The organism is Microbacterium terregens (genome assembly GCF_039534975.1).
Classification (GTDB): Bacteria; Actinomycetota; Actinomycetes; order Actinomycetales; family Microbacteriaceae; genus Microbacterium; species Microbacterium terregens.
The window spans coordinates 774,379-798,978 of sequence record NZ_BAAAWH010000001.1; the positions used below are offsets into that span (position 1 = coordinate 774,379).

Here is a 24,600-nt window from a genome sequence, read left to right on the forward strand (position 1 = left end):
TCAGGTTTTCGAATCCGACGCGATGTGCTCGAGCTGCTTGTCCAAGAAGATCCGCACGTCGTCGAGCTCCGGCTCCGAGACGCTGTGGGTCAGCCCCTGGTACAGGCGTCCGCTGAGGTCGGCGTGCTCGGGAAGCCACATCACCGTGTGCTCGACCAGGAAGGACGGGATCACGTCGTCGTGGGTCCCGCGTCCCCAGAACACCGGCGGCCGGCGGATGGCGAGCGCTGCGTCTCCGGGCAGCGCTCCCGGAGTGGCGTAACCGCTGAGGTTCACCGCGAAAGCGAAGCGTTCCGGCTGCAGCCGCATCGCCTGGAGCGCGACCGCCGCGCCCTGCGAGAAGCCCAGCAGCCCGACCGGCGAATCGGCCGAGACCGCGTCGATCCAGTCGACGACGAGGGATGCGGCATCCGTCACATGAGTGGCATCACGTCCGTCCAGACCCTCGATCGGGTACCAGGAGTAGCCCGGAGCGGGGAAGGGCGGCGCGAGCGGCGCCCGCAGGGCCGCGACGACGAACTGCGGCGGCAGGTACGGGACGAGCCCGAACAGGTCGTGCTCGTCGGCGCCGTAGCCGTGCAACAGGATCAGCAGCGGTCTGCCCGCCCGCTCCGCAGCGGGGGCGGACCACAGGGCGACGGAGTCGTCGAGGGCGGGGTGCTCGGCCATGCGCCCATCATTCCAGTCCCGGCCGACGTGCGGCGCGCACGGGATGCCTGAGGTATACAGGAGACATGGCAGTCCGAACCCCCGATCCCGACCCTGACGACCGCGACGACGCGGGTGGCGTGGACGACCCGCTCCGGGGCCAGGGCTTCGGCGGGGACCCGCGCTCGCTCGGAAACGGGTCCTTCGGTTCCCCGACACCCAGCAGCGCGGCCAACCCGGGCTGGCTGTCCGAGATCGAGCTCGCCGAGGCGCGGCGCCGACTTCCGATCCTCTACGTCGAGGCGATCCCGATGCGCACGGACGGTCTCGGCGCGGTCACCGAGGTCGGAATCCTGCTGCGCGCCACCCCGCTGGGTGAGATGACGCGCACGATCGTCAGCGGACGCGTCCGCTACGGCGAGACCGTGCGCGACGCGCTGTTCCGGCACCTCGAGAACGACCTCGGACCGATGGCGTTCCCGCTGCTTCCGCCGCAGCCGGTGCCGTTCACGGTGGCGGAGTACTTTCCGATGCCGGGGATCTCGGCATTCCACGACGACCGGCAGCACGCGGTCTCCCTCGCGTTCATGGTGCCGGTCACGGGCACGTGCGAGCCGCGCCAGGATGCGCTCGAGGTGACCTGGATGCCGCCGAGGGAGGCGGCATCGGACGCTGTCGCCGCCGAGATGGAGGGCGGCCGGGGGACCCTCATCCGCCTGGGTCTGGCCAGTGTCGGCGCGCTGCGCTGAGGCGGCATCCTGAGTGTTCTCTGTGACCGGGGACGGGATGCCGCGACCGGCGTAGCCTGGGGCGCATGAGCCCCGCCGGTCGCGCCCGTGCGCTCGCGTGGACCGCCGCGCTGGCGGTGCCGCTGGTCGCAGGTGCGGTCATCCTCGTTCCGATGGCAGCGAGCGGAGCGGTCGATCTGCCGGACAAGAGCCCTGCGGAGCTGATCGAATTCGCCGGCGCCAGCGAGGTGGACGCGCTCAGCGGCACGATCGCTCAAACCTCCGCGCTGGGGCTTCCCGACCTCGATGCGCTGACCGGCACGTCCGGCTCGGGCGACACGGGGCCGGCAGCACCCGACGTCGCGGACCTTCTCGCGCTGGTCACCGGCACGCACACCGCGAACGTGTACCTCGACGGTGAGCGCGCCCGCCTGCAGGTTCTCGACCCGCTCGCCGAGCGCAACGTGTACGTCGACGGCGAGGCCGGACAGGCCTGGTATGTCGACAGCGAGACCCAGACAGCCACGCGCTTCACCCTCCCGGCCGGCGCTGAGTTCGAGCAGGGGCACAGCCGGCGCGAGGACTCCTCCGCGGACCCGGCGATACCCACGCCCGACCGGATGCTCGATGACGCTCTGGCCCGCCTGGACGAGACCACCGAGGTCACCGTCGGCACCGACGCACGCGTCGCCGGTCGCGACGTGTACGAGCTCATTCTGACCCCGCGCACCGCGGACACGCTCGTCGGCGACGTCCGATTCGCGATCGACGGTGAGAACGGCGTCGCGCTGGCTGCCTCGGTCTCCGCGCGCGGGGCGGACGAGCCGGCGTTCGAGATCGCGTTCACGCGCGTCAGCTTCGACGCTCCCGACCCGTCGGTGTTCGATTTCACTCCGGGCGAGGGCATCGCCGTCGTGGACGAGGAGCTGCCGCTGCCCGCACCCGAGGACTCGGCGTCGCGCGCGAACCCGGACGCGCCGATCGTCTCCGGGAAGGGCTGGTCCGCGGTGGTCCAGCTGCCGGGATCGAACGGCACCGCTGAGCTCGACGCGGAACAGCGTGCCCTGCTCGAGGCGGTCACCACCGCCGTCGACGGCGGAAGGGTGCTGCAGACCTCGCTGGTGAGCGTGCTCATCACCGACGACGGGCGGATGCTGGCAGGCGCTGTTCCGGCGTCTCGCCTGGTCGAGGCCGCACAGACTGGCCGTTGACCCGGTGACGCGCGCGGATCCCGCCGCCGAGCTGGCCGTCGAGACGTCCGGCCTCACCAAGCGCTTCGGCGCGCAGACGGCGGTCGACGCGGTCGATCTTGCCGTCCCGCGAGGGGCCGTCTTCGGCTTCCTGGGGCCGAACGGCTCAGGAAAGACCACCACGATCCGGATGCTGCTCGGACTGCTGCGGGCGACCAGCGGTGCAGCGCAGGTGCTGGGTTCGCCGATGCCGCAGGCGCTGGATGCGGTCCTCCCGCGGGTGGGTGCGCTCGTGGAAGGACCGGCCTTCTCACCGTTCCTCACCGGCGAGCAGAATCTGCGGCGCTTCGACGCGGCCGACCGGCACTCGTCTCCGCGCACTCGGCAGGCGCGGGTGGCCGCAGCGCTGGATCGGGTGGGGCTCTCGCACGCGGCGGGAAAGAAGGCCCACGCGTACTCGCTGGGCATGAAGCAGCGGCTCGGTCTGGCCAACGCCCTGCTCATGCCGCGGGAGCTGCTCGTCTTGGACGAGCCGACGAACGGCCTCGACCCGCAGGGCACCCGCGAGGTGCGGGCGCTCATCCGCTCGTTCGCGGCGGACGGCACCACCGTCTTCGTCTCCAGCCACCTCCTCGCCGAGGTCGAGCAGCTCTGCACGCACGTCGGGGTCATGAGCGCGGGGCGCCTGGTGGCCCAGGGCACGCTCGAGGGTTTCCGACGTTCGGGTGGGCGGGGTCGCGTCCGCGTCCGCACGCCCGACCTTCCGCTCGCGCGCGGCGTGCTCGCGGACCTGGGTGTCCAGGCGGACGCGCAGGGCGCGGCATCCGATCTGGATCAGGTGTCCGCCGCGATGCCCGACGACGTCGAGCCCGAGGCGATCGTCCGGGCGCTCGTGGCCGCGGGCGTGCGGGTGCGCGGCTTCGAGGTCGTCGGCGCGAGTCTCGAGCAGCGGTTCGTCGAACTGACCGGCGAGGGGTTCGATGTCCTCGCGTGAGCGTGCCGCCTCCACGGCGGACGGGCGTGGCGTCCGGGGCGGACGCCCGGCAGGCGGCACGGTGCAGCTGCTGGGGAATGAGATGGCCACGCAGTTCCGACGCCGGCGGACGTGGGCGATGCTCGGGGCGCTCGCGCTGATCCCCATTCTGATCGCGATCGCCATCCGGCTGGTGGGCGGCTCGAACCCGGGACGCGGTCCCGCCTTCCTCGATCAGATCGCCGGCAACGGCCTGTTCGTGGGGCTGGCGGCGATGACGGTCGCCATCCCGCTGTTCCTCCCGCTCACGGTGAGCGTCGCGTCCGGCGACGCGATCGCCGGCGAGGCCGGTCACGGAACGCTCCGGTACCTTCTGCTGGCGCCGGCCGGGCGGGTACGGCTGCTGGTCGTGAAGTACCTCTTCGCGGCGGCGTTCTGTATCGCCGGCACGCTCACGGTCGTGGTGGTCGGGTCACTCGCGGGCTGGGCGCTGTTTCCGGTCGGACCGGTGACGCTGCTGTCGGGAGCGCAGGTCTCGGTCGGCGAAGGGCTGATCCGGCTGCTCGCGATCGCCGCCTACGTGTCCGTCTCGCTCCTCGGACTGTCGGCGATCGGACTCTTCTTCTCGACGCTGACCACCGTGCCCATCGGAGCCATGGCGGCGACAGCGATCCTGGCGGTCACCGCGCAGATCGTCGGAGCGATCCCGCAGCTGGAGGCGCTGCATCCCTGGCTGTTCACGGATCGCTGGCTGGAGTTCGCCGATCTGCTGCGCTCGCCGATGGTCTGGGACTCCTTCGCCGGGAACGCCGTGCTTCAGGCGGGATACGTGCTGGTCTTCGGTGGCGCGGCGATCGCACGGTTCGTCACGAAGGACGTCCTGTCCTAGCGGCCGCCGGCTGTGCGTGGCGGGAACGACGACGCGGCGGGACCTTCCGGTCCCGCCGCGTCGATGAGCGACCCGCTCTCGGGGCTGCGGGGATGCCTGGTGTCAGCCGGCGGTGACGCCGCCGTCGGCGACGAACTCGGCGCCGGTCGCGAAGCTCGCGTCGTCGCTCGCGACGAACGCGATGAGCGCCGCCATCTCCTCGGGGCGGCCCAGCCGACCCATCGGGGTGCCGGCGATGAGCATGTCGCGGTCGGTCTCACCCAGGATCGGGGTGTCGACGAAGCCGGGGTGCACGGAGTTGACGCGCACACCCTCCTTCGCCCAGCCCAGCGCTGTCGTCTTGGTGAGCAGCCGGACGGCGCCCTTGGCGGCGTGGTAGGCGGGGCTGACGCCCGAGCCGACGATGCCGTACATCGAGCTGATGTTGACGACGGATCCGTTGCCGCTCGCCTTGAGCGCATCGGCGGCGGCCTTCATGCCCAGGAAGACGCTGGTCTGCGTCACGGCGACGACCTTGTCCCACGTGGCGAGGGTGGTCACTTCGAGCGGCTCGGTGTCGCCGATGCCGGCGTTGTTGACCAGCACGTCGAGTCCGCCGAACTTCTGCACGGTCGCGGCGACCGCGTCGGCCCAGCCCTGCTCGCTGGTCACGTCGAGGTGCACGAAGGCGGCCTTCGCTCCGGAGGCCTCGATCTCGGCCACGACGGCCGCGCCGGCGTCGTCCTGCACGTCCGCGATCACGACCGCGCCGCCTTCCGAAGCGATCCGGAGTGCCGTCGCCTTGCCAATACCGCTTGCGCCGCCCGTCACCAGGGCGACACGGTCATCGAACCGAGCCATGATCTTCCTCTTCCTCTTCGTCTTCCGCCCTCCCAGAATGTGCTGGGGGCGTACCGGTTACAACCCGAATGCGCGAGTTATATTCCGGTGAATAGATATGAGGATGCCGCTCTGTGTCTAGGCGACGAGGCGGGCGAGCTCTGCGGCGAAGGCGTCCACGTCGGCTTCGCTGGTGTCGAAGGAGCACATCCAGCGGACTTCGTTCTTCGCGGCATCCCAGTCGTAGAAGCGGAACGCCTCGCGCAGCCGGTCGGCCACACCGGCGGGGAGCGTCGCGAACACGCCGTTGGCCTGGGTCGGCTGAGTGAATGCCACGCCACGAAGGGATCCGTCGGCCAGGCCCGCCTCGACGGTGGCCCGCAGGCGCGCCGCCATGGCGTTCGAGTGGGATGCGTTGCGCAGCCACAGGTCGCCCTCCAGCAGTGCGATGAGCTGCGCCGAGACGAAGCGCATCTTCGATGAGAGCTGCATGTTCAGCTTGCGCAGGAAGGTCAGGCCGGTCGAGGCCTCGGGATCGAGGACGACGATCGCCTCGCCCAGCATCGCGCCGTTCTTCGTGCCGCCGAAGCTGAGGACATCCACCCCGATGTCCCGCGTGAAGGCGCGCAGCGGCAGTCCGAGCGAGGCTGCGGCGTTGGAGACGCGGGCGCCGTCCATGTGCAGCTTCATCCCGAGCGCGTGCGTGTGATCGGCGATCGCCCGCAGCTCGTCGACGGAATACACCGTGCCGAGCTCGGTGGATTGGGCCACCGAGACCACGAGCGGCTGAGCGCGGTGCTCGTCGCCCCACCCCCAGGCCTCGCGGTCGATGAGCTCGGGCGTGAGCTTGCCGTCGTCGGTCGGCACGGTGAGGAGCTTGATGCCGGCGACGCGCTCCGGCGCACCCCCCTCGTCCACGTTGATGTGGGCGGTGGACGCCGCGATCACCGCGCCCCAGCGGGGGAGCATCGACTGGAGGCCGACGACGTTCGCGCCGGTGCCGTTGAACACGGGGAACGCCTCGACGCCGTCGCCGAAGTGGTGGGCGAAGACCTCCTGCAGCCGCGCGGTGTAGTCGTCCTCGCCGTAGGCGACCTGATGGCCGTCGTTCGCGACCACGATGGCGGCGAGCACCTCGGGGTGGATGCCGGAGTAGTTGTCGGACGCGAAGCCGCGCAGGGCGGTGTCATGAAGCGGAGTCACGCCTCAAGCCTACGGCCGCCGGGTGTCCCTCTCCCGGGCGCGCGCTGCGTCCCGCGCGGGGCCGTGCCCGGTGTTCCCCAGTCCCTTTCTGCGCGCGCGTTGGTGTGGGATGCCGCAACTTGTGGCTGCGGAAGCCGAGGGGTTGCGCGAGCCGGGCGCTCCGCCGTCAGGTTCTGCGGGCGCGTTGGGGCGGGATGCCGCAACTTGTGGCTGCGGAGCGCGACGGGCCTGCGCAGCCCCGTGCTCCGCAGTCAGGTTCTGCGCGTGCGTTGGCGTGGGATACCGCAACTTGTGGCTGCGGAGCGCGACGGGGCTGCGCAGCCCGGGCGCTCCGCAGTCAGGTTCTGCGGGCGCGTTGGTGCGGGATGCCGCGACTTGTGACTGCGGAGCGCGATGGGGCTGCGCGACCCAGCCGATCCGCAGTCACGTTCTGCGGGCGCGTTGGTGCGGGATGCCGCAACTTGTGGCTGCGGAGCCCGACGGGCTCCGCGAGCGGATGCGGGGTTCCGGATGTCGGGAGCCGTGGGTATCCTCGCGAAATGACCTCCCCAGGCGACTCGGGCGCTATGGCGGCCGCACAGAACGGGACCGCGGAGCAGTCACCTGCGCACCACGCGCCGGCCCCGCCGCCCGGCGGCATGCGCACGTTCGTCCAAGTGCTGGTCAATACGGCGATCGCGAACATCACCACGAGCTTTCTGTGGTTCGCCCTCACCTTCTGGGTCTACATCGAGACGCAGTCGGTGCTGGCGACCGGCATCATCGGCGGTGCGTACATGCTGTTCGTCGCGATCTTCTCGATGGTGTTCGGCACGATCGTCGATCGCTACCGCAAGCACGTGGTGATGGTGCTCTCGAGCCTGATCACGCTGGCGTCGTTCCTCGTCGCGGGCGCGCTCTACCTCGCCCAGCCCGAGTCCGCGCTCCTGGACATCGGCGGGCCGTGGTTCTGGCTGTTCTCCGGCATCATCCTGTTCGGTGGGGTCATCGAGAACATGCGCAACATCGCGCTGTCCACGACCGTCACGCTGCTGGTCCCCGTAGAGCGGCACGCGAACGCCAACGGCATGGTCGGCACCGTGCAGGGGATCGCGTTCACCGTCACGAGCGTGTTCAGCGGGCTGGCGATCGGTCTGCTCGGCATGGGCTGGACACTCGTCATCGCGATAGCCTTCACGCTGCTGGCGCTGCTTCACGTCGCATTCCTGCGGATCCCCGAAGACAGACCCGTCCGTGAGGGCGAACGCCAGCCGGTCGTGGACGTGCGCGGCAGCATCCGCGCGATCCGGTCGGCTCCGGGCCTGTTCGCGCTGATCATCTTCGCCACGTTCAACAACCTCATCGGCGGTGTCTACATGGCGCTGATGGACCCCTACGGACTGACGCTGTTCCCCGTCGAGTGGTGGGGTGTGGTGCTCGGGGTCGCCTCGACGGGGTTCATCATCGGCGGCATCGTGATCGCCGCGCGCGGACTCGGCCGCAACCCGATCCGCACGATGCTGCTCGTCGTCGTGGCCATGGGGGTACTGGGCGCGCTCTTCACGATCCGCGACTGGTGGTGGCTGTACGCCGCGGGCATCTGGGTCTACATGGCGCTGGTGCCCGCCGTCGAGGCGTCGGAGCAGACCGTCATCCAGAAAGTCGTGCCGTTCCGCACGCAGGGGCGGGTCTTCGGCTTCGCGGCGGCGTTCGAGTCGGCCGCCGCGCCGATCACGGCGTTCCTCATCGCACCGATCGCGCAGTTCTGGATCATCCCGTACATGGATTCGGATGCCGGTCAGCAGGCGTGGGGGTGGCTCCTCGGCGACGGCGAGGCGCGGGGCATCGCGCTCGTGTTCCTCGTCAGCGGTCTCATCATGGTCGTCGTGGCGCTGCTCGCGTTCACCACGCGCAGCTACCGGACGCTGTCGAAGGAGTACGAGCGCGCTCCGGACCCGCTCGATGCCGACCCGGTCGCCTGATCGTGTCGGCCCGCTCGTAGCCGATCCGGTCGCCTGATCGTGTCGGCTCGCTCGAAGCCGACCAGGTCGCCTGATCGTGTCGGCTCGCTCGAAGCCGACCCGGTCGCCTGATCGCGCCGGGGGCCCGGAGCTCGATGGTGCGCCGCGCCTCAGTCGTCGCCGAGGGTGACGACGGTGTCGTTGAGGGATGCCGCGTCGGCGTCCCACAGGCCCACCACGCGCGCGGCGAGCGCGTCCTCCAGCCCCGCCAGGGTCTTCACGCGGAAGATCACGGCCGCCGCGGACAGCTCGGCGCCGGCATCCCTCGCGCTCTTGCCGAAGCCCTGCGCGACGGCACGGGTCCAGGCCTCACTCGCGGCCTTGACGGCGGCGTAGTTCGCCCCGCCCGCGAGGGGCCGGGTGACCGAGGTCGAGGACACGATCGCGAGGCGACCGGCCGGCGACGCACGCAGATCGGAGTCGAAAGCGCGACTGACGTGCCGCAGAGCCGTGAACGAGCGCTCGAGGAATCGGTAGTCCTCGTCGCTCTGGCCGGCCAGTCCGCCGCCCCCGCGCCAGCCCCCGACCAGGTGCACGATGCCGTCCACCCGGCCATCGGAGTCGTGCACCTGCTGGGCCAGGTCCTGCACCGCCGACTCGTCGGTGAGGTCGCAGGCGCGCACCGAGATGCCGGGGACCTCTGCGGCGAGCGCGTCGAGCTTTCCGGCATCCCGCCCGACCGCCACGACCCGCGCTCCGGCCGCAGTCAGGGCGCGCGCGCAGGTCAGCCCGCTGGTGCTGGTCGCTCCTGCGACCAGCACCAGACGGTTCGCGATGTCAGGCATCGTCTGCGCGGATGCCGGCCGTGGACTCGATCACCGGGCGCATCTTCTTCTCCAGCGCTTCGAAGAACATCGACAGCGGGAACTCGTCGTCCAGCACCGCGTCGGTGTACCCCTTCGGCGGGCCGGCGAGGACGTCGTCGGGCAGGCCGCGCGCCCAGCGCGACGCCGGGTTCGGTGTGAGCGTGCCCCGCACGAGTTCGTATGCGGCCAGCCAGTGCGCGGTCTTCGGCCGGTCGATCGAGCGCCAGTACAGCTCGTCGATCGCGTCGCCGAGCGCCACGACCGCCGCCGGCACGTCGGCCCAGTCGAAGGCGAGCGAGGTGTCCGTCCAGTGCAGGACGCCGCGCTGGTGCAGCCAGGCGAACAGCAGCTGTCCGCCCACCGCGTCGTAGTTGCGCACGCGCGTGCCGGTGATCGCGAATCGGAAGATCCGGTCGAAGATCACGGCGTACTGCACGAGGCGCGCGTGCTCGAGCATCTCGGACTCCGCGTTCGAGAGCGTCGCGCCCGACTCGACCCTCTCGCTCAGGCGCTTCTGGATCGCCACGACCTCGCGGAAGGCCGTGAGGTCGCAGCGCAGCTCTTCGAGCGAGTACAGGAAGTACGGCATCCGCTGCTTGATCATGAAGGGATCGAAGGGCAGGTCGCCGCGCATGTGCGTGCGGTCGTGGATGATGTCCCACATCACGAACGTCTTCTCCGCGAGGGCCTGGTCCTCCAGCATCCGCTCCGCCTCAGCGGGCAGGTCGAGCTTCGTGATGGCGGATGCCGCGTGCACGACGCGCCGGTAGCGCGCCGCCTCGCGGTCCTGGAAGATCGCGCCCCACGTGAACGCCGGGATCTCGCGCATGGCGACGGTCTCGGGAAACAGGACGGCCGAGTTCGTGTCGTACCCCGGTGTGAAGTCCACGAGCCGCAGCGAGACGAACAGCCGGTTGGCGTACTCGGTCTCGAGTTGCGCGATGAACTCGGGCCAGATCACCTCGACGATCAGCGCCTCGACGTACCGGTTGGACGACCCGTTCTGCGTGTACATCGGGAACACGACGAGGTGACGGATGCCGTCCACGCGCCGCTCCTGCGGCTGGAACGCGACCAGCGAGTCGAAGAAGTCGGGTACGCCGAAGTCCCCCTCGGCCCAGCGCTCGAAATCCGTCACGGATGTCCGCAAGTACGCGGCATCATGCGGGAAGCGAGGGCTGAGGTCACCGATCGCGGCGACGATCGCGGCGACGTGCTGCCTGGCGGCGGCGTGGTCCGCGGCATCCGGAACCGAACCGTCCTGGGCCTGCATGGACTGGAGCGCCGTGGCCGACGCCTTGAGGCTCAGCCACGCGGGCGAGCTCTCGACGTCGCGGGCCAGGGCGCGGGTGTCCTCGACGACCTCGGGCTCGCCGATGATCGCCTTCTGTGCACCGGGGGTGGTGTGCATCGTGCTGGACATGTGGGGAACCTCCGATCTGCGAGGTCGGGCCGCGCGCGCGGCGGTGGGTGGTTTCGGTAAATCGTACCCGTGCCGCCCCCGCCGCTCGCGAGCGTGCATGTCCCAGCTCGCGAGAGTGCATGTCCCAGCTCGCGAGAGTGCATGTCCCGGCTGGCGAGAGTGCATGTCCCGGCTGGCGAGAGTGCATGTCCCGGCTCGCGAGAGTGCATGTCCCGGCTCGCGAGAGTGCATGTTGCTGCTTGCGAGAGTGCACGTCGCTCCGCCCCGGACGTGCAAGTTCGGGGCAGGGGATGCACTCTCGCGAGCGGGACGTGCACTTTCGTGGGCGGCGACGTGCACCCTCGGCGGCGGTAACGTGCACTCTCGGCAGCCGGGCGTGCACTCTCGGCAGTCGGGGCGTGCACCCTCGCGACCCGGGCGTGCACCCCGGGCAGCGGGGCGGACGGGTGGGCCGGATCAGTCGTGCTGGGGGAACCCCAGGTTCAGTCCGCCGTGCGACGGGTCGAGCCAGCGCGAAGTCACGGCCTTCTCCTGCGTGAAGAAGTCGAAGCCGTGCGGGCCGTATGCCTTCGCGTCGCCGAACAGCGACGCCTTCCAGCCGCCGAACGAGTGGTACGCGACCGGCACCGGGATCGGCACGTTGATGCCGATCATGCCGACGTGCACCTCACGCTGGAAGCGCCGGGCCGCGCCGCCGTCGTTCGTGAAGATCGCGGTGCCGTTGCCGTACTGACTGCTGTTGATGATGCCGAGGCCCTCTTCGTATCCGTCGATGCGCACGACCGACAGCACAGGGCCGAAGATCTCATCGAGGTACACCGAGGAGGAGGTCGGCACGTTGTCGATCAGGGTCGGTCCGAGCCAGAAGCCGTCCGGGTCGCCGTCCACCTCGATGCCGCGGCCGTCCACGACCACGGACGCGCCGTCGGCAGCGGCGACGTCGATGTACGACGCGACCTTGTCGCGGTGCACCTCGGTGATGAGCGGTCCCATGTCGGAGCCGCGGGTGCCGTCGCCGGTGCGGAGCGTCGCCATGCGCTCGGAGACCTTGGTGACGAACTCGTCGGCGATCGTGTCGACGGCGAGCACGACCGAGATGGCCATGCAACGCTCACCGGCCGAGCCGAAGCCCGCGTTGACCGCGGCATCCGCGGCGAGGTCGAGGTCGGCATCCGGCAGTACGAGCATGTGGTTCTTCGCGCCGCCGAGAGCCTGCACGCGCTTGCCGTGCCCGGTCGCCGTCTCGTACACGTACTTCGCGATCGGCGTCGACCCGACGAACGAGATCGCCCGCACGTCCGGGTGCTCCAGCAGCGCGTCGACGGACTCCTTGTCGCCGTGCACGACGTTCAGGACGCCGTCGGGCAGTCCCGCTTCCTTCAGCAGTGCGGCCATCCAGTTCGCCGCGCTCGGGTCCTTCTCGGAGGGCTTCAGGATCACGGCGTTGCCGGCGGCGAGCGCGATCGAGAAGAACCACAGCGGCACCATCGCCGGGAAGTTGAACGGGCTGATGATCCCGACGACCCCGAGCGGCTGCTTGAGCGTGTACACGTCGACGCCGGTCGAGACGTTCTCGGAGTACGCGCCCTTCGTGAGGTGCCCCAGCCCGCACGCGAACTCGACGACCTCCATGCCGCGGGCGATCTCGCCGAGGGCGTCGGAGAGCACCTTGCCGTGCTCGGAGGTGAGGATCTCGGCGAGCTCCTGCTTGCGAGCGTTCAGCAGCTCGCGGAACGCGAACAGCACAGCCGTGCGCTTCGAGATCGACGAATCGCGCCACTGCGCCCAGGCGGCGGACGCCGAGGCGACGGCCTGGTCGACGTCGGCGGTGGAGGCCAGGCGCACCTCGCGCTGCACGGTGCCCAGCGCCGGGTTGTACACCGGCGCGGTGCGGGTGGACGAGCCTGCCCAGGTCTTTCCGTCGACCCAGTGGTCGAGGATCGTGGTGGCGGACTGCTTCGTCTGCTCGAGTGTGGTCGTGTCGGTCATGGTGTGTTTCCTTCTCTTCCTGGCCTCTTGGGCCACGGGTGCACGACCAGCGTAAATCGCCGTCGTTGGTCTCGGTAGTTCGCCCGCCTCGCGGGCGCGGGTCAGGCGCGTTCGACGGCGGTGAGCGCCTCGTCGTAGATTTCCATCGCCTGAGCGACCTGGTCGTCGGTCACCACGCACGGCGGTACGACGTGGATGCGGTTGTCCGCCGCGAACGGCAGCAGGCCGCGCGTCACGAGCTCCTTCTTGAGCTGCCCGATCACACCGGCCGCGACCGGCTCGCGCGTCGCGCGGTCGGCCACGAGCTCGATCGCCCAGAACACTCCCTCGCCGCGGACCTCTCCGACGAGCGGATGCCGCTCCTGCAGCTCCGCGAGGGCGGGGCCGATCGCGTCCGCTCCCACGCGGCGGGCGTTATCGACGATACCCTCGGATTCCATCGCGTCGAGTGCGCCGATGATGGATGCCGCGGCCAGGGGGTGGCCGCTGTAGGTGAGTCCCCCGGGGAAGACCCGCTCGTCGAACGTCGCGGAGATCTCCTCGGAGATCGCGACACCGCCCACCGGCACGTATCCCGAGTTGACGCCCTTCGCGAAGGCGATCAGGTCGGGTACGACGTCGTGCCCCTGGAAGGCGAACCAGCGGCCGGTCCGCCCGAAGCCCGCCATCACCTCGTCGAGGATCAGCACGATGCCGTACTTGTCGGCGAGCGCACGGACTCCGGCCAGGTAGCCCGGCGGCGGGATCAGGATGCCGGCGGTGCCGGGCACGGACTCCAGCAGGATGGCGGCGATGCCGCTCGGGCCCTCGGACTGGATGACCCGCTCGAGGTGGTGCAGGGCGCGTTCGCTCTCCTGCTCGGGACTGTCGGACCAGAACTCGCTGCGGTACAGGTACGGTCCGAAGAAGTGGACGTGCCCGCGTGCGTACTCGTTCGGGATGCGGCGCCAGTCCCCGGTCGAGACGATCGCCGCCCCGGTGTTGCCGTGGTACGAGCGGTAGGTCGAGAGCACCTTGTCGCGCCCGGTGTGCAGCCTCGCCATCCGGATCGCGTTCTCGATGGCGTCCGCACCGCCGTTGGTGAAGAAGACCTTCGAGAACGGTGCCCCGGCGCGCGCGACGATGCGCTCCGCGGCCTGGCCGCGGGTGAGGTTGGCGGTCGCCGGCCCGATCGTGGAAAGGACGGCCGCCTGTTCCTGGATCGCTCGGACGACGGCGGGATGCTGGTGCCCGATGTTGACGTTCACCAGCTGGCTCGAGAAGTCCAGGTAGCGGTTGCCGGCATGGTCCCAGACGACGGTGCCGTCGCCGCCGGCGATGACCATCGGGTCGAGGGACGCCTGCGCGGACCAGGAATGGAAGACGTACTCCCGGTCGAGCTGCTTGGTGGTCTCGTCCAGGTCTGTGGCGGATGTCGTCGTCATCGTCGTGTCCTTTTCGTCTGGCTTTCCGTAGTCTCTTCGTCTCTTACGGCCACGCTCCTCGCTCGGCGACCGATTGGCAACTCGGAACCGGCCGCTGAGCGCCGCGGCACGCGCGCGCTCAGCGACCGGCATCCGGTGTTCGGCTAGTTGCCGCCCGCCTCCAGCTTGACCTCCATCGGCGTGAAGCCCTCGCCGGTCAGGTCGATGCCGCCTTCCTCCTCGAGCTCATCCAGCGCCTTCTGGATGAACTCGTTGCTCCACGCGGTCGCCGGCGGCTGCTTCGTGATCAGGTGCGCGCCGGTCTCGTTGACGGCGGCGAGCGCGCCCTCGACGGTCTGCTTCCACGCAGACTCGTCGATGATGCCGATGCCTTCGGGCGCGGGCCAGATGAGCTTGTTGGTCTCGTTCATCATCCACAGCTCATGGCTGGGACCCCAGGCGGAGCCGGAGGCGATCGTGATCGCCGCGGCCTCTTCGGCGTTGTCCCGCGCGTACACCCATCCCTTGATGACGGCCTTGAGGAACTTCACGGCCGTGTCGGCGTACTCCTGATCCGAATCGAGCCGCTCGGTGTCGGCCCAGATCGCGTCCTGCAGCATGGCGCCCACGGTGTCCTGGTAGCTGATGACGTTGAAGTCGTCCGGCTGGTAGAGCTCGCCGGTCTCGGGGTTCTCCGTCTCGAGCAGCTGCGCGTACTCGTTGTAGGTCATCGCCTGGGCGGCGTCGATGTCGTTCTGCAGGAACGCGTTCATATTGAAGTCCTGCGTGATGATCTCGACGGTGCTCGCGTCCAGGTCCTCGGCGGCCATGGCCGCGAAGATCTCCCACTCGTTGCCGAAGCCCCACGATCCGATCTTCTTGCCCTCGAAGTCGGCCACCGAGTCGATGCCCGAGTCCGCCCACGACACCTGGAGCGTCCCGGAGCGCTGGAAGATCTGCGCGATGTCGGTGAGGTTGGCGCCGGCCTCGATCGATCCGAGCACTTTCGGCACCCACGCGACCGCGAAGTCGACGTCGCCGTTGGCGAGGGCGTCCTGCGGCACGATGTCCCCGCCTGAGGGGATGATCTCGACCTCGAGTCCTTCGTCCTTGAAGTAGCCCTGTTCGGCCGCGGCGAAGTAGCCGGCGAACTGCGCCTGGGGCAGCCACTGGAGCTGGAGCTTGACCTGGGTCAGCTCACCGTCCTCGCCGCCGTCGGAGGTCGGCGATGCGCCGCCTCCGCCCGAGCAGGCGGTCAGGATGAGCGCGGCCGACAGCGCGAAGGCGCCCGCCGTTGCTGCGCGCCTCGTGAGGCCGCGACGTGTGCTGTGTCTCATGTCGTTCCTTTCGGGTTCTCTTGCGGAGTGCTGCGGTGGTGCGGATCCGACCTCGCCGGGCGAGGACGAGGGGGCGCGGCATCCTGCGGAGAGCGCGTCATTGCACGCCTCCGACCGGGATGCGGCGCAAGACCAGGCGCTCGGCGAGCGCCGTGGCGAGGTAGAAGATCAGGCCGACGACGATCGCCGCCACCACGTACGCCCACGCGCGGGCGTAGGCGCTCGTGGCCGCCGACGTCGAGATGGCGCTGCCCAGGCCGCCCCGCGGGCCGCCGAAATACTCCGCGACGAGCGCGGAGATCACGGCGAGCGAGCTGGCGATCCGCACACCGGTGAGCAGGTACGGCAGGGCGGTGGGGAGGGTCACGGTGCGGAACGACTGCGCGCCGGTGGCCGCGTAGCTGCGCATCAGGTCGCGATGCACCGGCCGAGTCTGGCGCAGGCCGCGGAGAGTGTTGAGGAAGACGGGGACGAAGGATGCCAGAGCCGCGATGGCCTGTCGACCGAACTGGCTGTCGGCGCCGAACATCGAGTTCAGCACGGGAGCCAGTGCGACGATCGGCACGACGGCCAGGGATGCGACGATCGGCGCGGACATCCCGTCGACGGCCCGCCAGCGGGATGCCAGCGCGGCGAGCACGATCGCCAGGATCGTGCCGACGACCAGGCCGATCAGGGCGTTGGTCCCGGTGATCAGGGCCGCCTGCCAGATGGCGCCGCCGAACTCGGCGAACTGCGCCGCGATGGCGGCGGGACTGGGCAGCAGGTAGTCGGAGACGCCGACGACGCTGACCAGGAACTGCCACGTCCCGAGCCCCAGCAGCCCCACCGCGATGGGCGCGATGACCCGCAGGCGCCGCTCGGTCGCCGGGCTCCAGCCCGCCGGCGCTTCCCGGGCGCCGGCTCCGGGTCCCTGAGCCTGTCGAAGGGTGGTCATCGCAGCTCCCGGCCGCCGGTCGGCACCGGGGTGCCGTGCAGGGCTTCGCGAACCGCCGTCACCCGGGAGAAGAACGCGGGTGATTCGCGCAGCGATTCGTCGCGCGCGGCATCCTTCCCGAACCCGGTCTCGATGATGTGCGTGATCCGGCCCGGGCGGGGGGACATCACCACGACGCGGTCGGAGAGGAACACCGCCTCGGGGATCGAGTGCGTCACGAACACGACGGCCGCGCCGGTCTCGGCGGCGATGCGCGAGAGCTCGGTCTGCATGTGTTCGCGGGTCATCTCATCCAGCGCGCCGAACGGTTCGTCCATCAGCAGCAGCCGGGGGCGCTCGGCCAGCGAGCGCGCGATCGCGACCCGCTGCTGCATCCCGCCGGAGAGCTGATCCGGATGCCGGTCGGCGAAGTCGGTGAGCCCCACCAGTTCCGCGAGCTCGGCCACGCGGGTCTTGCGCTCCGCCGCGCCGACGCCGTGCAGCTCGAGGGGGAGGGAGATGTTGGCCGCGACCGTCCGCCAGGGCAGCAGGCCGGCCTGCTGGAACGCGATGCCGTAGTCCTGATCCCGGCGTGCCCGGTCCGCGGGCTTGCCGAAGACCTCGATCGTGCCCGCCGTGGGGGGATCGAGGTCGGCGATCAGGCGCAGCAGCGTGGACTTGCCGCATCCCGACGGGCCGATCAGCGCGACGAACTCGCCGTCCGCGACGGTCAGGTCGATGCCTTGGAGCGCGCTGACGTCGCCCGTCTTGGTGGGAAACGTCTTGGCGACGTCCCGTACGACGACGGAGTGCGTGCCGGTGGCCTCCGTCGAGTCGTGCTGCGCGTGTCCAACGGCCATCAGGTCGCTTCTCCTCGTCGGTAATCCTTCAACAGCAGTCCGAGCATCGCCACCGCGCCGGCCGCGACCAGTCCGAGGGCGATCGATCCGAAGATCGGTCCCCACGCCTTCGACGGATCGCCGGACGCCTGGCCGGCGAACTGGATCAGCAGCCGTCCGATCCCGCCCTGCAGCCCGGTGGAGACCTCCGCGACGACGGCGCCGATCACGGCGTTGGCCGCGCCGAGGCGGAGGGCCGGCAGCAGGTAGGGGACGGATGCCGGAAACCGCAGTCGCCGCAGCGTCTGCCAGTAGCCGGCGGCGTACGTGCGCATCAGCTCGGTGTGGATGCGATCGGGGGACTGCAGACCACGCAGCGCGCCGACCGCGACCGGGAAGAACGCCAGGTACGAGGCGATCAGCGCGACCGACATCCAGTCCTGCCACTGGACCGGCCCGATCTCCACCCGCGAACCCCAGCTCTTCACGATCGGCGCGAACGCGATCAGCGGCACCGTCTGGCTGAGGATGATCCAGGGCAGCAGGCCCCACTCCACCAGGCGCCAGCGCTGCATCACCAGAGCCAGGCCGATGCCCACGACGACGCCGACGATCCAGCCCACCGCCGCGATGCCCAGGGTGGTCAGCGCGGCGATCGCGATGACCCCCCACAGCGGCGGGGAGCCCTCCGCGCGGGTGACCGGCGCGATCAGTCGCGCGATCATGTCCCAGATGTGCGGCATCGCCAGGTCGGTGGTCCGAGGCAGCACGCGCAACCCGAGGATCACGACGCCGTCCGCGGGCCCGAGGAGCTTGTACAGCTCCCACACCAGGGCGACCAGCAGGACCCCGACGGCACCCCATGCCCACGCCGACAGGGCGCGCGGCCGACCCGTGCGCGCGGATCGTGCGCGGGTCGGCGGCACCGGCTGCTCGCGGATCGGCTCCAGGGTCGTCGTCATGGGCGGGCGCGTCATTCCTTGGCGTTCATGTGCTCGGACAGGGCCGGGATGACCGTCTCGCCGTACACACGGAGCGTCTCTTCCTTGTTGTCGTGCTGGAGGTAGCCCGCGAACTGGGTCACCCCGATCGCGCGGAGCTTCTCGAGCTTGGCGATGTGCTGGTCCGCCGTGCCGAGGATGCAGAAGCGGTCGATGATCTCGTCGGGGACGAAATCGACGTGGTCGTTGTCGGACTTGCCGTGGGTGTTGTAGTCGTACCCCTGGCGTCCGGCGATGTAGTCGGTGAGCGCGTCGGGCACCGCGCCGTGGTGCCCGTACTTGGCGACGATGTCCGCCACGTGGTTGCCGACCATCCCGCCGAACCAGCGGCACTGGTCGCGCATGTGCTGCCAGTCGTCGCCGATGTACATCGGCGCCGCCACGCAGAACGCGATCGAGTCGGGGTCGCGGCCCACATTGGCCGCGGCATCCCGCACCGTCTTGATCATCCACGCGGCGATGTCGAGGTCGGCCAGCTGCAGGATGAACCCGTCGCCCACCTCGCCGGTGAGCTTCAGCGCGAGGGGTCCGTAGGCGGCGACCCACACCTCGAGCTCGGAGCCCCGGCTCCACGGGAACCGCACGGTGGCGCCGTTGTACTCCACCGCCCGCGAGTTGCCGAGTTCGCGGATGACGTGGATCGATTCGCGCAGCTCGCTCATCGTCACCGGCTTGCCGTTGGTGACGCGCACCGCCGAGTCGCCGCGGCCGATGCCGCAGATGGTGCGGTTGCCGTACATCTCGTTGAGGGTGGCGAAGACGGATGCCGTCACCGTCCAGTCGCGCGTCGCGGGGTTGGTGACGAAGGGCCCGACGGTGACCCGCTTGGTCTCGGCGAGGATGGCGGAGTGGATGACGTACGGCTCCTGCCACAGCAGGTGCGAGTCGAATGTCCACACGTGGTTGAATCCGTGCGCCTCGGCGAGCTTGGCGAGCTGGATCGTGCGGGCGGCGGGCGGGTTGGTCTGCAGAACAACGCCGAAGTCCATGTCAATCGTTCCCGTCAGTCATGTGTCATGTGAGGTACTGGCTCAGGCCGCGCTTGAGGAATCGCCCGTCGCCCTTGGCCCCCAGGTACTCGTTGCCGTCCACGATCACTTTGCCCCGCGAGAGGACGGTGTCGACGTGACCGTCGATCTCGAAGCCCTCCCAGGCGGAGTGGTCCATGTTCATGTGATGGGTCTTGTTCAGCCCGATCGAAGTGTGGCCCTTCGGGTCGTAGATCACCACGTCGGCGTCGGCGCCGGGCTGCAGGACGCCCTTGCGGCCGTACAGCCCGAACATGCGCGCGGGCGTGGTCGAGGTCAGCTCCACCCAGCGTTCGAGTGTGATCTTTCCGGTCACGACGCCCTGATACATGAGGTCCATGCGGTGCTCGATGGACCCGATGCCGTTCGGGATCGCGCGGAAGTCGTCGCGCCCGAGCTCCTTCTGATCCTTCATGCAGAACGGGCAGTGGTCGGTTGAGACCATCTGCAGGTCGTTCGTGCGCAGGGCCTGCCACATGTGGTCCTGGTGGCCTTCGGCGCGGGAACGCAGCGGCGTGGAGCACACCCACTTCGCGCCTTCGAACCGGCCCCATTCCTCGCTGGAGGCGCCGAGCTGCTCCTCGAGCGAGAGATACAGGTACTGCGGGCACGTCTCGCCGAACACGTTCTGTCCGCGATCCCGCGCGGTCGCGATCTGGGCGACGGCCTGCTTCGCGCTCACGTGCACGACGTAGAGGGGCGCGCCGGTGAGGTTCGCGATCATGATCGAGCGGTGTGTGGCCTCCTCCTCCATCTGCCACGCCCGGGCGATGCCGTGGAAGTACGGGTCCGTCTTGCCCTCGGCGACCAGTTGGGCGGCGAGCACGTCGATGACGGGTCCGTTCTCCGCGTGCATCATGGTCAGCAGTCCGGTCTCGCGCGAGACCTGCATCGCGCGCAGCACCTGCCCGTCATCCGAGTAGAAGACGCCCGGGTAGGCCATGAACAGCTTGAAGCTCGTGATGCCCTCGTCGATGAGGCCGGGCATCGCGGCGAGGGCGTCTTCGTCCACACCGCCGATGATCTGGTGGAAGCCGTAGTCGATCGCGCAGTTGCCCGCGGCCTTGGCGTGCCAGGCGGCCAGACCGTCCTGGATGCGCTCGCCGGAGCGCTGCACCGCGAAGTCGATGATGCTCGTGGTCCCGCCCCAGGCGGCCGCCCGGGTGCCGGTCTCGAACGTGTCGATCGCCGCGGTGCCGCCGAACGGCAGCTCCATGTGCGTGTGCGCGTCGATGCCGCCCGGGATCACGTACTTGCCGGTCGCGTCCAGGACAGTGTCGACGGATGCCGCGACATCCGTCCCGAGTAGCTCCGAGCCCGGTCGCAGCAGCGCGACGATGGTCTCGCCGTCGATGAGCACGTCCGCCTGCGACCGCCCGGTCGCCGAGACGACCGTTCCGCCGGTGATCAGTGTGGTCGTCATCCCTCAGTCTCCCTCGTTGCCTGTTGTTCGCCTGTCACGTTCCGCCGCCCGCGCCGGCGTGTTGCGACAGGCGAGCGGGGGTGGCGGGAGTGCCCACCCGGTTCGCCTGTCACGTTCCGCCGCCCGCGCCGGCGTGTTGCGACAGGCGAGCGGGGGCGGAGAGGCGGCGGCGCGGTCATGGTGCGCTGATCTCGCCGTAGGTGTCGGGCCGGCGGTCGCGGTAGAACTGCCAGTCGTCGCGCATCTCGCGCACCAGGTTCATGTCCAGGTCGCGGATGAGCAGCTCCTCGTGCTCGCCCGAGCCGCGCTCCCCGACGAAGTTGCCGCGCGGGTCGATCACGTTGCTGGTGCCGTAGAAGTTCACCGCCTGATCGCCGTACTCGTTGTCCTCGAGGCCGACCCGGTTGGGCTGCAGCACGAAGTACCCGTTCGCCACGGCGGCGGCGGGCCCCTCGACCTCCCACAGGCGGTTGGACAGCCCGGGCTTGGTCGCGTTCGGATTGAAGGCGAGGTGGGCGCCGTTCAGGCCCAGCTCTCGCCATGCCTCGGGGAAGTGCCGGTCGTAGCAGATGATGACGCCGATCTTGCCCACCGCGGTGTCCCACACCGGGTAGCCGAGGTTGCCCGGGCGGAAGTAGAACTTCTCCCAGAACTTCTCCACGTGGGGGATGTGGTTCTTGCGGTAGCTGCCCAGGACGGTGCCATCGGCATCCACCACGACGGCCGTGTTGTAGTACACGCCGGTCTGCTGCTCCTCGTAGATCGGCAGCACCATCACCATGCCCAGCTCCTTGGCGAGCGCCGCGAACCGCGTCACGATGGGCCCGTCGACGGGCTCCGCGTAGTCGTAGTACTTCTTGTCCTGCGTGATGCCGAAGTAGGGGCCGTAGAACAGCTCCTGAAAGCAGATGACCTGCGCCCCTTGGGCCGCGGCATCCCGAGCGAACTGCTCGTGCTTGTCGAGCATCGACTCCTTGTCGCCTGTCCAGGTGGTCTGGGTGATCGCCGCGCGTACCGTCGTCATGCCGGTCTCCGTCCGTCCGTCCGTCGCTGATCCGTTTTCCGCCGATGCCGTCGGGACCGGTTCGGGTGCCGGTGGGATCTTCCCCGCGGGTCGATCTTGGTGCCCGCACATTTCCCGTCGGTTTCAGCCTGTGTCCGGACAGTAAAGCCTGAGGGTGATCCCCGGCAAGCGTTTTGCAGATACATCTGAAGACGGATGCCGCGGCACTGCGTCTCCCGTAGCGTGAAGCCGTGTTCCGCCCCCTCAAGACATATCAGGTCGTGGTCGACCTCGTCGTCGCGGCGGCGTTCCTCGCCGTCGCGCTGCCGCTGGAGTTCGCGGTCGGCGACGTCTCGGAGGGGAGCATTCTGGGCGGCGTGACGATCGTCCTGATCTTCGCCGCGGCACTCGCGATCCGCCGGTGGTCGCCGCCGATCGCCCTGGGGTTGGCGTGGGCGGGGGCCATCGTGCAGATGTCCCTGGGACGCCCGCCCACGGCGGCGGACGTCGCGATCTTCGGCGTCCTGTACGCCACCGCCGCGTACGGCACGACGCGGGTGTACTGGGCCGGCTTCGCGTCGGCGGTGTTCGGTGCGATCGTCATCACCGTCTACCTGTTCTCCGCGTCGATCATCGGCGGGGGGGACCTGTCGCCGCGCACCATCTCGGCGGCCGTGGCGCTCTTGGTCGCGGCGGCGTTCGCGCTGCTGCTGGCGTGGACGGTCGGCGCCCTGGTGCGCACCGCCCTCCGCGCCCGGCTGAACCGCGAAGCGCAGGAGGTCGCCGAGGCGGATGCCGCGATCGAGCAGGAGCGCGTGCGGATCGCCCGGGACATGCACGACGTCGTCGCCCACTCGCTGGCGGTCGTGATCGCCCAGGCGGACGGGGCGCGCTATGCCGCGGCATCCGATCCTCAGGTGGCCACCGCCGCGCTGGGGACCATTTCGACGATCGCGCGGGCGGCGCTCGCCGACGTCCGGGTGCTGCTGACGCAGCTGCGCCACAGCGAACCCGCCGGCCCGCAGCCGACGCTGGCCGACCTCGAGGAGCTGTACGCCCAGGTGCGCGCGGCGGGCGTGGACTTGAACATCGACGTGGACCCGGCACCTCTCGGCCAGCCGCCGGCGTCCGTGCAGCTGGCGGTGTACCGCATCCTGCAGGAGGCGCTGACGAACGCGCTCCGGCACGGCGGCGGCGCGCCGGTCGCCGTGACGCTCGCGTGGCATCCCGACCGGGTCGCGCTCGAGGTGCGCAACCGGCTGCGGCCGGGTCATCATCCGGGAGAGTCGGGGCACGGGCTGCTCGGGATGGGGGAGCGGGCCCACCTGGTCGGCGGCCACCTCAGCGCGGCGGATTCCGGCGGCGACTTCGTGGTCGGGGCCGAACTGCCGATCGGGCGGGGGGCGGGCCTGTGAGGATCGTGCGAGCGCCCCGGCGCCGGTCCGGGTGCCACCGGTGAGCGGCATCCGCGTGGTCCTGGTCGACGATCAGGCGCTGTTTCGCGCGGGCATCCGCATGCTCGTCGACTCGCAGGCCGACCTCGACGTCGTCGGCGAGGCAGCCAACGGCCGGGAGGCGCTCACCGTCGTGCGGGCCACCCGGCCCGATGTCGTGCTCATGGACATTCGGATGCCGGTCATGGACGGGCTCGAGGCGACCGCCGAGCTGCTGCGCGACGACTCGTTCGGCGCCGACCCGCCGCGCGTGGTCATGCTGACCACGTTCGACCTCGACGAAGCCGCGGCGCGCGCGATCCGCCAGGGCGCGAGCGGCTTCCTGCTCAAGGACGCCGACCCCGAGTTCCTGCTCGCTTCCATCCGCACGGTGCACTCCGGATCGGCCGTGATCGCGGCATCCGCCACCCGCGAGCTGTTCGCCCACTTCGCCAGCGCTGCGCCACGGCCGGTTCCGCCGGCGTACGGCACCCTGACCGATCGCGAGCGGGAGATCTTCGCGCTCGCCGCACGCGGGCTCTCCAACGCCGAGATCGCCGGCCGCGAGTTCCTGTCCGAGGCGACCGTCAAGACGCACATCAGCCGTATCCTCTCCAAGCTCGCGCTTCGCGACCGCGTGCAGCTGGTCGTCTTCGCCTTCGAGCACGGACTGACCTAGCAGTCAGCGCCCTTCCAGCCGTGCCCGGTGCTGGGCGTACTTGCGCCGGCCGACCCACCGCCACGCCAGTCGCGCCGGCGCCGGCATGTGCTTGTGCAGCCATTCGTCCCCGCCATCGGGCTGCGACGCGAGGATCTCGCCGAGCTGCTGCCAGGTCTGCCCCTTGGGGATCGACCGGCGCCCGTGATCGGAGAACCACTGCACTTCGGCTTCGGTGATCGTGTACTCCATCACGGGGACGATGTTCGCCTCCTCGTCGGGGAGGTGCACGGCGATGGCGGCGTTGACGCCCTGGAGCGCGGCGAGCACGGGCTCGGCATCCGCTCTCCTGGCCGATGCCCGCCACGCGGGCAGCGATTCGTCCAGAGCCGTCAGGTGCACCAGCAGCTGCGCATGCTGCGCCTTCATGCGCTCGACGTGCACGGCGCAGGAGGGCGCGCGTTCGTCGAGCGCGTCCCAGAGCCGGGCGTCCTCGCCCTCGTGGTGCGCGTGCAGACCCAGCGACAGCGTCTCGAGCTGCGTGGCGACGGCCGCGGCGCGGGCGGTGTCGCCCTCGGGGACGAGCCGCACCAGCGCGGGGCCCTCGCCGAAACCGCGCCGGAACATCCGATGGATCTCGATCATGCCGCTCGCGTCGCACGTCTTCGGTGCCGGAACGTCGCCGCTGGGCGGCAGGGCGGTCGCGGACATCGGGCCTCCTGACTCTGTGTCTGTCGCGACGATAGACCCCCCGGGCGACACGCGGAAGTGTCGAAACCGCGGAGGGCGGGGGCGGGTCCTGGTGCGGGTCCTGGTGCGGGTTCGGGTCGGGGTTCGGTTCGGGTTCGCTACCGTTTCGGTTCCGTGGCGCCGGACCGAAGTAGCCTCGGC

The 24,600-nt window shown here is 70.0% G+C and carries 22 protein-coding genes; 7 read left to right on the top strand and 15 right to left on the bottom strand.

All coding sequences use genetic code 11. The features are described from left to right. A complete protein-coding gene (locus ABD655_RS03585) occupies positions 1–669 on the bottom strand; it encodes an alpha/beta hydrolase (RefSeq protein WP_344711672.1) in 669 nt (222 codons plus the stop codon). Between the two features lie 65 nt (positions 670–734). Here ABD655_RS03585 and ABD655_RS03590 point away from each other — a divergent pair, with 65 nt between their 5' ends. From ABD655_RS03590 to ABD655_RS03605, 4 genes are all read left to right on the top strand, one after another. After that, entirely contained in the window at positions 735–1,397 is a 663-nt protein-coding gene (locus ABD655_RS03590; protein ID WP_344711673.1) for an NUDIX hydrolase family protein, read from the top strand. A gap of 65 nt (positions 1,398–1,462) precedes the next feature. Continuing rightward, positions 1,463–2,587, top strand: a complete 1,125-nt coding sequence (locus ABD655_RS03595; RefSeq protein WP_344711674.1) for a LolA family protein — start codon at positions 1,463–1,465, stop codon at positions 2,585–2,587. Between the two features lie 4 nt (positions 2,588–2,591). Next, positions 2,592–3,560, top strand: a complete 969-nt coding sequence (locus ABD655_RS03600) for an ABC transporter ATP-binding protein (protein WP_344711675.1) — start codon at positions 2,592–2,594, stop codon at positions 3,558–3,560. Next, positions 3,547–4,428, top strand: a complete 882-nt coding sequence (locus ABD655_RS03605) for an ABC transporter permease (protein WP_344711676.1) — start codon at positions 3,547–3,549, stop codon at positions 4,426–4,428. Before ABD655_RS03600 ends, ABD655_RS03605 begins: the two co-directional genes overlap by 14 nt. Positions 4,429–4,530: 102 nt before the next feature. Here ABD655_RS03605 and ABD655_RS03610 read toward each other — a convergent pair whose 3' ends face one another. Next, a complete protein-coding gene (locus tag ABD655_RS03610; RefSeq protein ID WP_344711677.1) occupies positions 4,531–5,268 on the bottom strand; it encodes an SDR family NAD(P)-dependent oxidoreductase in 738 nt (245 codons plus the stop codon). A gap of 117 nt (positions 5,269–5,385) precedes the next feature. Next, entirely contained in the window at positions 5,386–6,450 is a 1,065-nt protein-coding gene (locus tag ABD655_RS03615) for a threonine aldolase family protein (protein WP_344711678.1), read from the bottom strand. A 638-nt stretch (positions 6,451–7,088) separates the two neighbouring features. On the opposite strand from ABD655_RS03615, the gene ABD655_RS03620 reads away from it, so the two are divergent. Next, positions 7,089–8,411, top strand: coding sequence for an MFS transporter (locus tag ABD655_RS03620; RefSeq protein ID WP_344715657.1), 1,323 nt, complete (start codon positions 7,089–7,091; stop codon positions 8,409–8,411). 149 nt (positions 8,412–8,560) lie between these two features. Here the strand turns inward: ABD655_RS03620 and ABD655_RS03625 are convergent, their stop codons facing one another. The 11 genes from ABD655_RS03625 to ABD655_RS03675 form a co-directional block, all read right to left on the bottom strand. Further along, positions 8,561–9,235, bottom strand: coding sequence for an SDR family NAD(P)-dependent oxidoreductase (locus ABD655_RS03625; RefSeq protein WP_344711679.1), 675 nt, complete (start codon positions 9,233–9,235; stop codon positions 8,561–8,563). After that, on the bottom strand, positions 9,228–10,679 hold the full coding sequence (locus ABD655_RS03630; RefSeq protein WP_344711680.1) for a DUF6421 family protein: 1,452 nt from the start codon (positions 10,677–10,679) through the stop codon (positions 9,228–9,230). The genes ABD655_RS03625 and ABD655_RS03630 overlap by 8 nt, the downstream gene beginning before the upstream one ends. Positions 10,680–11,135: 456 nt before the next feature. After that, positions 11,136–12,668: a CoA-acylating methylmalonate-semialdehyde dehydrogenase gene (locus tag ABD655_RS03635; RefSeq protein WP_344711681.1), complete on the bottom strand. Its 1,533-nt coding sequence runs from the start codon at positions 12,666–12,668 to the stop codon at positions 11,136–11,138. 101 nt (positions 12,669–12,769) lie between these two features. After that, entirely contained in the window at positions 12,770–14,092 is a 1,323-nt protein-coding gene (locus tag ABD655_RS03640) for an aspartate aminotransferase family protein (RefSeq protein ID WP_344711682.1), read from the bottom strand. Between the two features lie 143 nt (positions 14,093–14,235). Next, a complete protein-coding gene (locus ABD655_RS03645; RefSeq protein ID WP_344711683.1) occupies positions 14,236–15,408 on the bottom strand; it encodes an ABC transporter substrate-binding protein in 1,173 nt (390 codons plus the stop codon). A 97-nt stretch (positions 15,409–15,505) separates the two neighbouring features. Further along, entirely contained in the window at positions 15,506–16,345 is an 840-nt protein-coding gene (locus ABD655_RS03650) for an ABC transporter permease (RefSeq protein WP_344711684.1), read from the bottom strand. Continuing rightward, on the bottom strand, positions 16,342–17,184 hold the full coding sequence (locus ABD655_RS03655; RefSeq protein WP_344711685.1) for an ABC transporter ATP-binding protein: 843 nt from the start codon (positions 17,182–17,184) through the stop codon (positions 16,342–16,344). The genes ABD655_RS03650 and ABD655_RS03655 overlap by 4 nt, the downstream gene beginning before the upstream one ends. After that, the gene (locus tag ABD655_RS03660; protein WP_344711686.1) at positions 17,184–18,125 is read right to left on the bottom strand and encodes an ABC transporter permease; all 942 of its coding nucleotides are present in this window, start codon (positions 18,123–18,125) and stop codon (positions 17,184–17,186) included. The genes ABD655_RS03655 and ABD655_RS03660 overlap by 1 nt, the downstream gene beginning before the upstream one ends. Before the next feature lie 11 nt (positions 18,126–18,136). Continuing rightward, complete coding sequence (locus ABD655_RS03665; protein WP_344711687.1) at positions 18,137–19,153, bottom strand: TIGR03842 family LLM class F420-dependent oxidoreductase; 1,017 nt, start codon at positions 19,151–19,153, stop codon at positions 18,137–18,139. Positions 19,154–19,178: 25 nt separating this feature from the next. Continuing rightward, positions 19,179–20,615, bottom strand: a complete 1,437-nt coding sequence (gene hydA, locus ABD655_RS03670) for a dihydropyrimidinase (protein ID WP_344711688.1) — start codon at positions 20,613–20,615, stop codon at positions 19,179–19,181. A 175-nt stretch (positions 20,616–20,790) separates the two neighbouring features. Continuing rightward, positions 20,791–21,639, bottom strand: coding sequence for a nitrilase-related carbon-nitrogen hydrolase (locus tag ABD655_RS03675; protein ID WP_344711689.1), 849 nt, complete (start codon positions 21,637–21,639; stop codon positions 20,791–20,793). 230 nt (positions 21,640–21,869) lie between these two features. Between ABD655_RS03675 and ABD655_RS03680 the strand changes: the two genes are divergently transcribed. Together ABD655_RS03680 and ABD655_RS03685 are read left to right on the top strand one after the other, a co-directional pair. After that, positions 21,870–23,033 carry a sensor histidine kinase gene (locus ABD655_RS03680; RefSeq protein ID WP_344711690.1) on the top strand — a complete coding sequence of 388 codons (1,164 nt, stop codon included), beginning with the start codon at positions 21,870–21,872 and terminating at the stop codon, positions 23,031–23,033. Between the two features lie 40 nt (positions 23,034–23,073). Further along, the gene (locus tag ABD655_RS03685; protein WP_344711691.1) at positions 23,074–23,730 is read left to right on the top strand and encodes a response regulator; all 657 of its coding nucleotides are present in this window, start codon (positions 23,074–23,076) and stop codon (positions 23,728–23,730) included. 3 nt (positions 23,731–23,733) lie between these two features. On the opposite strand, the gene ABD655_RS03690 is transcribed toward ABD655_RS03685, so the two are convergent. After that, positions 23,734–24,420 carry a hemerythrin domain-containing protein gene (locus ABD655_RS03690; RefSeq protein WP_344711692.1) on the bottom strand — a complete coding sequence of 229 codons (687 nt, stop codon included), beginning with the start codon at positions 24,418–24,420 and terminating at the stop codon, positions 23,734–23,736. Between the last annotated feature and the right edge of the window lie 180 nt (positions 24,421–24,600).